The 11,860-nt window shown below is 74.9% G+C and carries 8 protein-coding genes, 4 pseudogenes and 1 riboswitch; of the genes and pseudogenes, 10 read left to right on the forward strand and 2 right to left on the reverse strand.

The window, feature by feature from the left end:
* Positions 1-2: 2 nt before the first annotated feature.
* The 3 genes and pseudogenes from QQK45_RS17735 to QQK45_RS17745 all read left to right on the forward strand — a co-directional run bounded on the left by QQK45_RS17735 (position 3) and on the right by QQK45_RS17745 (position 3,689).
* Complete coding sequence (locus tag QQK45_RS17735) at positions 3-1,223, forward strand: benzoate/H(+) symporter BenE family transporter (protein WP_284294375.1); 1,221 nt, start codon at positions 3-5, stop codon at positions 1,221-1,223.
* Positions 1,224-1,233: 10 nt separating this feature from the next.
* Positions 1,234-2,173 (forward strand): annotated as a pseudogene (locus QQK45_RS17740) (methionyl-tRNA formyltransferase).
* Positions 2,170-3,689: pseudogene (locus tag QQK45_RS17745) on the forward strand (RsmB/NOP family class I SAM-dependent RNA methyltransferase). The pseudogenes QQK45_RS17740 and QQK45_RS17745 overlap by 4 nt, the downstream one beginning before the upstream one ends.
* Positions 3,690-3,702: 13 nt before the next feature.
* On the opposite strand, the gene QQK45_RS17750 reads toward QQK45_RS17745, so the two are convergent.
* Entirely contained in the window at positions 3,703-5,004 is a 1,302-nt protein-coding gene (locus QQK45_RS17750; RefSeq protein WP_284294376.1) for an MFS transporter, read from the reverse strand.
* A gap of 253 nt (positions 5,005-5,257) precedes the next feature.
* On the opposite strand from QQK45_RS17750, the pseudogene QQK45_RS17755 reads away from it, so the two are divergent.
* A pseudogene (locus QQK45_RS17755) lies at positions 5,258-5,986 on the forward strand (DUF5937 family protein); the annotation flags it as partial.
* 101 nt (positions 5,987-6,087) lie between these two features.
* Here the strand turns inward: QQK45_RS17755 and pdxY are convergent.
* Positions 6,088-6,939 (reverse strand): pyridoxal kinase PdxY, encoded by an 852-nt coding sequence (pdxY, locus tag QQK45_RS17760; RefSeq protein WP_284294377.1) that lies wholly within the window; start codon positions 6,937-6,939, stop codon positions 6,088-6,090.
* A 59-nt stretch (positions 6,940-6,998) separates the two neighbouring features.
* Between pdxY and rpe the strand changes: the two genes are divergently transcribed.
* From rpe to QQK45_RS17790, 6 genes and pseudogenes are all read left to right on the forward strand, one after another.
* Positions 6,999-7,661 (forward strand): ribulose-phosphate 3-epimerase, encoded by a 663-nt coding sequence (gene rpe / locus QQK45_RS17765; RefSeq protein ID WP_284294378.1) that lies wholly within the window; start codon positions 6,999-7,001, stop codon positions 7,659-7,661.
* 101 nt (positions 7,662-7,762) lie between these two features.
* Positions 7,763-7,904, forward strand: a riboswitch (FMN riboswitch).
* A 113-nt stretch (positions 7,905-8,017) separates the two neighbouring features.
* Positions 8,018-9,126, forward strand: a pseudogene (gene ribD, locus QQK45_RS17770) (bifunctional diaminohydroxyphosphoribosylaminopyrimidine deaminase/5-amino-6-(5-phosphoribosylamino)uracil reductase RibD).
* Entirely contained in the window at positions 9,126-9,761 is a 636-nt protein-coding gene (locus tag QQK45_RS17775; protein ID WP_284294379.1) for a riboflavin synthase, read from the forward strand. Before ribD ends, QQK45_RS17775 begins: the two are co-directional and overlap by 1 nt.
* Positions 9,758-11,050, forward strand: coding sequence for a GTP cyclohydrolase II (ribA, locus tag QQK45_RS17780; protein WP_284294380.1), 1,293 nt, complete (start codon positions 9,758-9,760; stop codon positions 11,048-11,050). The genes QQK45_RS17775 and ribA overlap by 4 nt, the downstream gene beginning before the upstream one ends.
* Positions 11,047-11,511 (forward strand): 6,7-dimethyl-8-ribityllumazine synthase, encoded by a 465-nt coding sequence (gene ribH, locus QQK45_RS17785; protein WP_284294381.1) that lies wholly within the window; start codon positions 11,047-11,049, stop codon positions 11,509-11,511. Before ribA ends, ribH begins: the two co-directional genes overlap by 4 nt.
* 73 nt (positions 11,512-11,584) lie before the next feature.
* A complete protein-coding gene (locus QQK45_RS17790; protein ID WP_036950190.1) occupies positions 11,585-11,848 on the forward strand; it encodes a phosphoribosyl-ATP diphosphatase in 264 nt (87 codons plus the stop codon).
* Positions 11,849-11,860 lie beyond the last annotated feature (12 nt).

An 11,860-nucleotide genomic window follows, 5' to 3' on the forward strand; every position in this document is an offset into this window, starting at 1 on the left:
ATATGGAACGCACTCGGGCGATGCGCGAGGACCGGACCCGGCCGGTCCTCGCGGGGGTCGTCACCGCGCTCGTCGGGTTCTCCAGCTCCTTCGCCGTCGTGATCGCGGGGTTGCGGGCTGTCGGCGCGACACCGGCACAGGCCGGCTCCGGGCTCGCCGCCCTCTGCCTGGCACAAGGGATCGGGATGATCCTGCTCTCGTGGCGCCACCGCATCCCGCTCACGCTCGCCTGGTCGACGCCGGGTGCGGCCCTGCTCGTGAGCACCGGGGCGGTCACGGGCGGATGGCCGGCCGCCGTGGGGGCGTTCGTCCTCGTCGGCCTGCTGGTCCTGGTCACGGCCGCATGGCCCAGGCTCGGCGGGCTCGTCGGGCGGATCCCGGTCCCGGTCGCGCAGGCGATGCTCGCCGGCGTCCTGCTGACCTTGTGCCTCGCCCCCGTGCACGCGCTCGCCACCCGGCCCACGTTCGTCCTCCCGGTGCTCCTCGTCTGGCTGGTCCTCCTGCGCCTCGCGCCGCGGTGGGCGACACCCGCCGCCCTGGCGCTGACGATCGCCCTGGTGGTCGTCGACGAGGTCCGGCACAGCGGCCTGCCCGGCTCGTCGTTCGGCCACCTCGTCTGGACCACGCCCCACCTGACGTGGCAGGCCGTCGTCGGGCTCGCCGTGCCGCTCTTCCTCGTGACCATGGCGTCCCAGAACGTGCCCGGTGTCGCGGTGCTCGGGACGTTCGGCTATCGGGTGCCGTGGCGCTCCGCGATGACGGTGACCGGGATCGGCACGGTGCTCGCGGCGCCCGTCGGCGGGCACGCCGTCAACCTCGCCGCCATCACGGCAGCGCTCGCCGCCTCGCCGGACGCGTCCCCCGACCCGCGGCGCCGGTGGCTCGCGACGCACGTCGCGGGCTGGTGCTACGTGTTCCTCGCTCTCGCGTCGACCTGGCTCGCCGCGCTCGTCGCGCTCGCGCCCGCCGGTGTCGTCGAGGCGGCCGCGGGCCTGGCGCTGCTCGGCAGTCTCGCAGGTGCTCTCCGCGGCGCCTTCGTCGCGGACGGCCCGCGCGAGCCGGCGGTCGTGGCGTTCGTCGTCGCTGCCTCGGGCGTCGCGCTCGGGGGCGTGGGGGCGGCGTTCTGGGCGCTGCTCGCCGGGCTCGTCGTGGGCGCCGTCCTGCACCGCCCGACGCCGCCCGTGTCCGCCGACACGACCACCGGGGACCCTGCCCACCCGTAGAATCGGGCCCATGCGCCTCCTCTTCGCCGGGACCCCGGACGTCGCCGTCCCGTCGCTCGAGGCGCTCCTCGGCTCGCGCCACGAGGTGGTCGCCGCGCTCACGCGTCCCGACGCCCGCGTGGGTCGCGGGCGCGCGCTGACGCCGAGCCCGGTGCGCGTCCGCGCCGAGGAGGCGGGCCTGCCCGTGATCACCGCGCGGCCGCGCAGCGAGGGCTTCCTCGACGTGCTGGCCGACCTGCGCGTCGACGCCGCCGTCGTCGTCGCCTACGGCGAGATCCTGCCCCGGACCGTCCTGGACGCCGTCCCGCACGGCTGGGTCAACGTCCACTTCTCGCTCCTGCCGGCCTGGCGCGGCGCCGCCCCGTGCAGCGTGCCGTGATGGCGGGCGACGAGGTGACGGGCGTCTCCACGTTCCGGCTCACGCCGGGCCTCGACGAGGGGCCGGTGTACGGCACCATGACCGAGACGGTCCGGTCGCGCGACACGTCGGGCGACCTCCTCGGGCGCCTGGCCACGGCGTGCACGCCCCTGCTCCTCGCGACGCTCGACGCGATCGAGGACGGCAGCGCGACCCCCGTCGAGCAGCCCGCCGACGGCGTGAGCCTCGCCCCCAAGATCACGCCCGACGACGCCCGGGTCACCTGGTCGTGGCCCGCGCTCGCGATCGACCGCCTCGTCCGGGGGTGCACCCCGGCTCCCGGCGCGTGGACCACGGCCCCGGACGGCGGCCGCCTCGGGCTCGGACCCGTCCGGCCCCGGCCCGATGTCACCGACCTCGCGCCCGGGCAGGTCCGGGCGGGCAAGCGCGAGGTGCTCGTGGGGACGGCGACGCACGCCGTCGAGCTGGGTGACGTGGCTCCCGTGGGCAAGAAGCACATGGCTGCGGCCGACTGGGCGCGGGGGCGCGTCTCGGCGACGACGCCGTGCTCGGGACGGAGGCCGGCGCATGAGCGGCCAGGGTGGCCGCGGTCGCCGGGGCGGGTACGAGGGCCGCGACGCGCGCGGTCGCGAGCGCGGCGAGGCCCGCCTGCGCGGCGACCGGAACCGCAGCTCACAGGCCCCGTCACAGCGGCGGCGGGCCGCCGACCCGGCCCGGACCGCCGCGTTCGACGTGCTCCGCGACGTCGACGCGTCGGACGCGTACGCGAACCTCGTCCTGCCGCCCCTGCTGCGCGAGCGCCGGATCGAGGGCCGCGACGCGGCCTTCGCGACCGAGCTCGCCTACGGGACGCTGCGCCTGCGCGGCCGGTACGACGCGATCCTCTCGCGCTGCTCGTCACGTCCGCTGACGGAGACCGACCCGCCCGTGCTCGACGCGCTCCGGCTGGGCGCCCACCAGCTCCTGGGCATGCGTGTCCCGCCGCACGCGGCCGTGTCCGAGACGGTGGGACTGGTGCGCGACCGCATCGGCAGCGGCGCCGCGCAGTTCGTCAACGCGGTGCTGCGGCGCGTCGGCGAGCGCGACCTCGACACGTGGCTCGAAGACCTGCGCGTCGAGGCCCCCGACGAGACCGCCGCGCTGGCGGCGACCCAGAGCCACCCGGCGTGGATCGTGCGTGCGCTGCGCGAATCGCTCGTCGGCAACGGGCTGACGACCGACGACCTGCCCGCCCTCCTCGAGGCCGACAACACGGCCCCCGCGTGACCTTGGTGGCGCGCCCGGGCCTCGCCGACCCGGACGACGTCGTGACCGACACGCACGGGACGCCCGGGCGCTGGGCGCCGACGGCCGTCGTGCTGGCGGGCAGCGACCCCGCCGCCGTCCCCGGCGTCGCCGAGGGGCGCGTGGGCGTCCAGGACGAGGGCAGCCAGCTCGTCACCCTCGCCCTGGCCGCCGCGGACCTCGGGTCGCCCGCGACGGGCGCGGGGGAGCGCTGGCTCGACCTGTGCGCCGGACCGGGCGGCAAGGCCGCGCTGCTCGGCGCGCTCGCGCTCGAGCGGGGCGCGACGGTCGTCGCGAACGAGGTCGCACCGCACCGGGCGCGGCTCGTGGAGCGGTCGGTCCGCGCCGTGCGCGACGCCATCACGGAGGTTCGCACGGGCGACGGCCGTGACGTCGGGGCCACCGAGCCCGGTGCCTACGACCGCGTGCTGCTCGACGCCCCCTGCACGGGGCTCGGTGCGCTGCGCCGCCGCCCCGAGTCGCGGTGGCGCCGGACGTCGTCGGACCTGCAGGACCTCACGGCGCTCCAGCGCGAGCTGCTCGCCTCCGCCCTCGACGCCGTCCGCCCCGGCGGCCTGGTCGCTTACGTGACGTGCTCGCCGCACCTCGCCGAGACCCGCGTGGTCGTGGACGACGTGCTGCGCCGCCGTGACGACGTCGAACGCGACGACGCGGCCGCGGCCGTGCGCCGGGTCGCTGGCGACGCGATCCCGCTCGCGGACCGGCTCGACGTCCAGCTCTGGCCGCACGTGCACGGGACGGACGCCATGCACCTGACGCTGCTGCGCCGTCGCGACGTCTGACTCTCTCTCGCGCTCACGCGTCGTGGTCGCGCGGCCGGACCCCGGCCCGTCGGAGCGCGGGCAGCAGCACGGGTGCCGCTGCCGCGAGGACGGCGAAGCGGAACCCTCCCGTGACGAAGAAGGGGACGCGCAGCCCGAACCAGTGCCCGAGGAATCCGCCGACGAGCGCGCCGAGCGGCATGAGTCCCCAGCCGAGCAGCCGGTTCACGCTGTTGACGCGGCCGAGGAGCTCGTGCGGGACGAGGGTCTGTCGCATGCTCACCGAGATCACGTTCCAGATCGAGACCGAGAAGCCCACGAGCGCCATCAGCGCTCCGAGCGCGTACCCGGCGCCGACGAGCCCGGTGGCGGCGAAGGCGGTCGCGTTGAGCGCGAGGGCCAGGACGAGCGCGGCGGGAGCGCCGAGGAGCCGCACGATCCGGGTGTTCGTGAGGCCACCGACGATGCCGCCGGTCGCCGAGGCCGCGACCATCAGGCCGTAGGACGTGCGCGACAGGCCGATCGTCTGGGTGGCGAAGAGGACCAGCACGGACGTGCCGATCTGGTTCGCGAACGTGTTGAGCCCCAGCACGAGCGTGAGCGTCCGCAGGAGCCGGTGCCGAGACAGCCACCGGAGGCCCTCGCGCAGGTCGGACCACACACCGCGGCGCGGTGACGGCCGGCCGTCGGGCTCGGACTGCGGTGCGGCCGCCGAGGGGGCCGCACCGGGGTGCGACGGACGAAGACGGGCCAGGACGGCTGCCGAGGCGACGAAGGAGGCGGCCTCGAACCCGAACGGAAGCGCGGACGCGGTAGCGAAGAGGAGGCCGCCGAGCGACTGGCCGAGCAGCGAATAGCTGATCGTCTGGCCGAGGTAGGTCGCGCTGTTCGCCTTGATCAGCTGCGGCTTGTCGACGATCTGCGGCAGCACCGACTGGGACGCGAGGCTGAAGACGACGTCGCCGGACGTGACGAGGAACGCGAGCACGGCGAGCGTCGGCACGGTGATGACGTGGAGCGCCACGAGAAGCGTGAGAACGGACATCACCACGGCCTGCGTCAGCTGGGCGGTGCGGATCGTGCGGATCCGGTCGACACGATCGACCAGCACCCCGGCGGGCAGCGTCACCAGGAGCCACGGCAGCATGGAGGCGGCCGAGACCGCGGCGACCAGGCGCGGGTCGTGGGTCACCGTGGCGGCGAGGAGCCCGACGCCGACGGTGAGCGCTCCGTCGCCCAGGTTGTTCACGACACCGGCCGTCCACAGCCGCCAGAACGGCGCGCCGAGGCGACCGTCCGATCCGGTCCGGTCGTCGACCGTCTCGAGTCGCGTCATGCTGTGGAGCCTCGCCGAAGGCGGCGCCGGCATGGCGTCCTGTAGCAGATCGCTACATGATGGGGAACGTGCGTGACTTCACGAACTGGTCGTGGCAGCTCTCGCTCGGCATCGAAGACCTCGCGGCCGCACGGTTCGCGATCTCACCCTCTACGAGACCGGGCAGGCACTGGGCGCCCTCCGGCGCGATGAGCACCGGTCCACGCTGAGCGGCTGGTCGCGCTGGGTCGCCCGCCACGGCCTCGCCGGCGCCGTGCGGACCCCGCTGCTCGACCAGCTCGCCTACGGCGGCCGCCCCAGCTATCCCGAGTTCCTCACCCCGAGCCCCGAGTCGCTCTGGACGGACGTCGAGGACGAGCTGGCGACCGTCGTCCGGACGAGCCCGGACGACGTCGCGGCCAGCCTCGGGCGCGTCTGGGGTCGCGAGACCCTGCCGAGCCCGGCTCGTCGTCTTCTCGACGATCCCGCTACCACGCTCCCGCTGGTCGCGGAGGAGCTGCTCCGGGCGCACGACGCGCTCGTACGCCCGCACTGGCCGCGTCTTCGATCGCTGCTCGAGGCCGACGTCGCCACCAAGGCCCGCCGCATCGCGCAAGGGGGCTTCGACGCCGTGTTCGCCGGGCTCCACCCCGACGCCGTCTGGGACGGCACGACCCTGCGGGTCGGGTCGGAGCGGGGGCGCCGCGCCCGGCTCTCGCCCGGCGGGCTGGTCCTCACGCCGACGATCTTCGGCCCGTCGACCCTGACGGTGAAGCTCGCGAGCAGCACACGGACCGCCGTCCGCTATCCGGCACGGGGCGCGGGAGCGGCCTTCCTCGAACCGCACGAGGAGACGCCTGCGGGGATCGCGCGGCTCATCGGCGCGGGCCGGGCCCGGGTGCTCGCGCGGCTCACCGTGCCGAGCACTCCGACGCTGCTCGCCCAGGCGCTCGAGGTCACCCCGAGCGCCGTCACCCAGCACCTGCGCGTCCTGCGTGACGGCGGTCTCGTCCGGGCCGACCGGGTGGGACGCTCGGTGGTCTACTCCTCACCGCCGCCGGCACGGCTCTCCTCGAGCCGCACGGGTCGGCGACCGGCGTCTGATCACGCGACGCGACGCGGCGTGAACTGCATCCGCGGGTGCGCGTACGCCTCCTGCGACTCGACGAGCTGGAGCTCGCGCTCGCCCGACTCGTGCGTGCGCGTGAGCAGGTCGAAGACGCTCGACGTCGTGCGGGCGAGGGCGTCCGCGAGATCGCCGGTGCGGCGGTAGTGCGCCGTGAAGAGGGCGGCGGTGACGTCACCCGAACCGTTCGCCTTCATCGGGATGTACGGGGTCTGCACGAGCCACGCGCCGCTGTCGTCGACGGCGAGCATCTCGATCGTGCCGTCCTCGCGGTCGGGGCGCTCGACGCTCGTGACCAGGACGGTGCGCGGACCGGTCGCGCGGACCAGCTCCACCGAGGCGAGCGTGGACTCGAGCGTGTCCGGCTCGGTCCCCGTGAGGAAGCCCAGCTCGAACTGGTTGGGCGTGATGAGGTCGGCCGCGGGGACCACGCGGTCGCGCAGCAGCACCGGGATCGCGGGCGCGACGAAGCAGCCCGACTTCGCGTTCCCCATCACCGGGTCGCACGAGTACACGGCGTCGGGGTTGGCGGCCTTGACGCGCTCGACGGCCTCGAGGATCACGTCCGCGATGCCCTCGCCGCCCTGGTAGCCCGACAGGACGACGTCGATCTGGGGGAGGACGCCACGCTCCTCGATCCCCAGGATGACGTCGCGCACGTCGTCGGGGCTGATGAGCGGGCCGCGCCACGCGCCGTAGCCGGTGTGGTTCGAGAAGTTCACCGTGTAGACGGGCAGGACCTCCACGCCGATGCGCTGGAGCGGGAACACGGCCGCCGAGTTGCCCACGTGCCCGTAGGCGACGGCGGACTGGATCGAGAGGATCTTCACGGCCCGATCATCCCACCGACGGGCGGACGCGCGGCCGCCCCGCCTCTAGGCTGAGCGGCATGGCAGCCCTCATCGCCCCGAGCATCCTGTCCGCCGACTTCGCGAACCTCGAGCGTGACCTCGGGGCTATCGCGACCGCGGACTGGGCGCACGTCGACGTCATGGACAACCACTTCGTGCCGAACCTCACGATCGGGCTGCCGGTCGTGGAGCGGCTCGTCCAGGTGAGCCCCGTCCCGGTGGACGTGCACCTCATGATCGAGGACCCCGACCGCTGGGCCCCCGGCTTCGCGGAGGCCGGCGCGCAGTCGGTGACGTTCCACGCGGAGGCGGCGACGGCGCCCGTCCGGCTGGCGCGCGAGCTGCGGCGGCTCGGGTCCCGCGCCGGCCTGGCGCTGCGCCCGGTCACGCCCGTCGAGCCGTTCCTCGACCTGCTGGCCGAGATCGACATGCTTCTGGTCATGACGGTGGAACCGGGCTTCGGCGGCCAGTCGTTCATCGAGGGCACGCTCCCGAAGATCCAGCGCGCGCGTCGTGCCATCTCGGCCGCCGACCTCGACGTGTGGGTCCAGGTCGACGGCGGGATCTCGCGCTCGACCATCGAGCGTGCCGCCGAGGCGGGGGCGAACGTCTTCGTCGCGGGGTCCGCGGTGTACGGGGCCGACGACGTCCCGGCCGAGATCGACACGCTGCGCCGGCTCGCGTCCACGCACGCCCACTGAGGTCCCGTCCCTCCCGGAAACGCAGTCCCACCAGCCGGACGACGGCCCCCGGTCGTCGGGGCGGGAACACGTCCTGTGGCATCATCGTTAGCAAGCAACGAGCACGTGCTCCGGGGTCGGTGTAATTCCGAACCGGCGGTGACAGTCCGCGACCCGCTCCGTCTCCTCTCGAGGTGGCGCAGCGGTTGACCTGGTGGAACTCCAGGACCGACGGTGAAAGTCCGGATGGGAGGCAGTGCGTGCGGGGCGTCCTCGTGACGCCCCGTGGAGCGGTGCGCCATGTCGACAGGCATGGTGTCCCCGTCTCGTCCATCTCCCCGGAGCAGGTGCGCCGCCGCACCGACCGGGAAGGGACCATGGGCACCGCCACCGACACCCCGCCGACCGTCGCCTCCATGGACGACGCCCTCGCGCGCGCCGTCGAGCTCGCCGAGCGCGGTCCGGTCTGGGGTCCCAACCCGCGCGTCGGGTGCGTGCTCCTCGCTCCCATCGGTGACGTCGCCGCCGACGGCGCAGCCACCCCGCGCACGGTCCTCGCCGAGGGCTGGCACCGAGGTGCGGGCACGCCGCACGCCGAGGCGGCCGCGCTCGCCGCGGCCCGTGACGCGGGCGTCGACGTCCGGGGGCGACCGCTGTCGTCACGCTCGAGCCGTGCAGCCACACCGGCCGGACCGGCCCCTGCGCCGTCGCGCTCGCCGAGGCCGGCGTGGCGGAGGTCGTGTACGCCGTCGCGGACCCCAACCCGGTCGCCGCCGGGGGAGCGGACTACCTGGACGCCCACGGCGTCCGTACCGAGCTCCGCCCCAGCGACGCCGCGACCGAGCTCACCCACGCATGGGCCACCTCGGCGGCCGCCGGTCGCCCGTACGTGATCCTCAAGACCGCGACGACGCTCGACGGGCGCGTCGCCGCCGCCGACGGCACGAGCCGGTGGATCACCGGCCCCGAAGCCCGCGCTCACGCGCACGAGGTCCGCGCCGCCGTCGACGCGATCGCGGTCGGGACCGGGACCGTCGCGGCCGACGACCCCATCCTGACCGCCCGCCGCCCGGACGGCGGGCTCGCCGACCACCAGCCGCTGCGGGTCCTCGTCGGGCGCCGCGAGGTCCCGGACGACGCGCGCCTGCGGACCGAGGACGGCGGCGAGCTCGTCCACCTCGCGACCCACGACGTCGCCGAGGTTCTCGCCGCGCTCGCCGCGCGCGAGGTCCGGACGCTGCTCGTCGAGGGCGGCCCCACGCTGGCGACCGCCTTCCTGGACGCGGGCGTCGTCGACGAGCTCCACGCCTACGTGGCGCCCGTGCTGCTGGGCGCCGGACCCGGCGCCGTCGGCGACCTCGGCGTCACCACCATCGCCGACGCGCTCCGCTGGCGCACGCACGACGCTCGCCGGCTCGGAGAAGACGTCCTGCTCGTCGCGCGCACGCACCCCTCGCTTGCCCACCCATCCGTACAGGAGGCCTGATGTTCACCGGGATCGTCGAAGAGGTCGGAGAGGTCGTCGGGATCGAGTTCCCCGACGGCCCCGAGACGGACGCCGTGCTCACCGTGCGCGGTCCGCTCGTGACGTCGGACGCGAAGCACGGCGACTCGATCGCCGTCGACGGCGTCTGTCTCACCGTCACCTCGCTCGGCTCGCCCGGGTCCGGGACGTTCACCGCGGACGTGATGCCCGAGTCGCTGCGCCGGACGGCCCTCGAGAAGCTCGCGCCCGGACGCCGGGTCAACCTCGAGCGCGCGCTCCGCGCCGACGCCCGCCTCGGCGGCCACGTCGTGCAGGGCCACGTCGACGGCGTCGGGTCGATCCGCGAGCGCGTCCCCGGGCCGCGCTGGGACGAGGTGACGGTCGCGACGTCGCCCGACGTCGCCCGCTACCTCGCCGAGAAGGGCTCGGTCACGGTGAGCGGCGTGTCGCTCACGGTCACCTGGGTGTCCGACGACGCGTTCGGCGTCTCGCTCATCCCCACCACGCTCGCCGACACGACCCTCGGCCTCCTGGGCGAGGCCGACCTCGTGAACCTCGAGGTCGACGTGCTGTCCAAGTACGTGGAGCGGCACCTGCAGCATCTGCAGGTCCCGACGGCGGGGGAGCGGGCATGAGCGGGGTCGTGCTGGCCACGGTCGAGGAGGCCCTCGAGGAGCTGCGCGCCGGCCGACCGGTGCTCGTCGCGGACTCGCCCGAGCGCGAGAACGAGGTGGACGTCGTCCTGTCCGCGAAGGCCGCGACCCCCGAGTGGGTCGCGTGGACGATCCGGCACTCGAGCGGGTACCTCTGCGCGCCGATGCCGACGTGGCGGGCGGACGCGCTCGAGCTCCCGCTCATGGTGCCGCAGTCGCAGGATCCGCGGCGGACCGCGTACACGGTGACCGTCGACGCGGCGACGGGAGTCACGACGGGCATCTCGGCGGCCGACCGGACCCGCACCCTGCAGGTGCTGGCCGACGCCGCGAGCGGCCCGTCCGACCTGATCCGCCCGGGGCACGTGCTGCCCCTGCGCGCCGTGCCGGGCGGGGTGCTGCACCGCGCCGGGCACACCGAGGCCGCGGTGGACCTGTGCCGCCTGGCGGGGGCCGGCGTCGTCGGGGCGATCGCGGAGCTCGTGAACGACGACGGCACGATGATGCGGCTGGGCGACGTCGAGGCGCTGGCGGAACGCGACGGGCTGCTCATCCTCACGATCGCGGACCTCATCGCGTGGCGCCGCTCGCACGACCCGGTGAGCGAGTCGGAGGCGGCCCCCGGGGACGGGGCGGCGCACGCCCCGCGCGTCCGCGCCACCACGGAGGCCTTCCTTCCGACGGCGCACGGGCACTTCCGCATCCACGGGTACCGCGACCTGCGGACCGGGGCGGAGCACGTGGCGCTCGTCCCGGCGAACCCGCCGCTCGAGCCCGCCGAGACCCCCGTGGTGCGCGTGCACTCCGAGTGCCTGACGGGGGACGCGTTCGGGTCGCTGCGCTGCGACTGCGGTCCGCAGCTCCACGCCGCGATGGAGACCGTGACCCGCGAGGGCGGCGCGGTCGTGTACCTGCGCGGGCACGAGGGCCGCGGGATCGGGCTGCTGGCCAAGGTCCACGCGTACGCGCTGCAGGACGCCGGCCTCGACACCGTGCAGGCGAACCTCGAGCTGGGCTGGCCCGTGGACCGGCGCGAGTACGGGGCCGCGGCCGCGATCCTCGCGGACCTCGGGCTCGGGCGCGTGGAGCTGCTGACCAACAACCCGGCCAAGGTGTCGGGGCTCACGGCGAGCGGCATCGACGTGGCCTCGACCCGGCGCCTCGAGGTGGGGCGCTCGGTCTACAACGACGCGTACCTGCGCACCAAGAAGGACCAGATGGGCCACCTGCTGGAGTCCATCACCGACAACGACACGGAGGAGCACGCATGAGCGGCGCCGGAGCACCGACCATCCACACCGACGGGACGGGCCTGCGGGTCACGGTCGTCGCGGCGAGCTGGCACGACGTCGTCATGGACGGCCTGCTCGCGGGCGCGCGACGCGCCCTGGCGGAGGCCAACGTCACCGACGTGCGGGAGATCCGCGTCCCCGGGACGTTCGAGCTGCCGGTCGCCGCGGCGCGCGCGGCCGCGACCTCGGACGCCGTCGTGGCGCTCGGCGTCGTGATCCGCGGCGGGACCCCGCACTTCGAGTACGTGTGCGAGGCCGCGACGCTGGGCCTGACGGACGTCGCGACCCGGACGGGCGTCCCCGTCGGGTTCGGCGTGCTCACCTGCGACGACGAGCAGCAGGCGCTCGACCGCGCCGGTCTGCCCGGGTCGAAGGAGGACAAGGGCGCCGAGGCGGCGGAGGCTGCCGTCGCGACCGTCGTCGCGCTCCGCACCCTCTGACCCGACTCCTCAGAGCCTGCCCGGTGGGCGGACCACCCGACGCCCCTCGCTGTCGCGCCACTAGGCTGACGGGGTGAAGACCTTCGATGCCCTGTTCGCCGAGCTCACCGAGAAGGCCGCCGCCCGCCCCGAGGGGTCGGGCACGGTCGCGGAGCTGGACGCCGGCGTGCATGCGATCGGCAAGAAGATCGTCGAGGAGGCCGCCGAGGTCTGGATGGCGGCCGAGCACGAGACGCTCGATGACGCCGCGCTGGAGATCTCCCAGCTCCTCTACCACCTGCAGGTGCTGATGGTCGCGAAGGGGCTGACGCTCGAGGACGTGTACCGCCATCTGTGACGGGCTCGCGCT

It is taken from the genome of Luteimicrobium album, from assembly GCF_030161555.1.
GTDB lineage: Bacteria > Actinomycetota > Actinomycetes > Actinomycetales > Cellulomonadaceae > Luteimicrobium > Luteimicrobium album.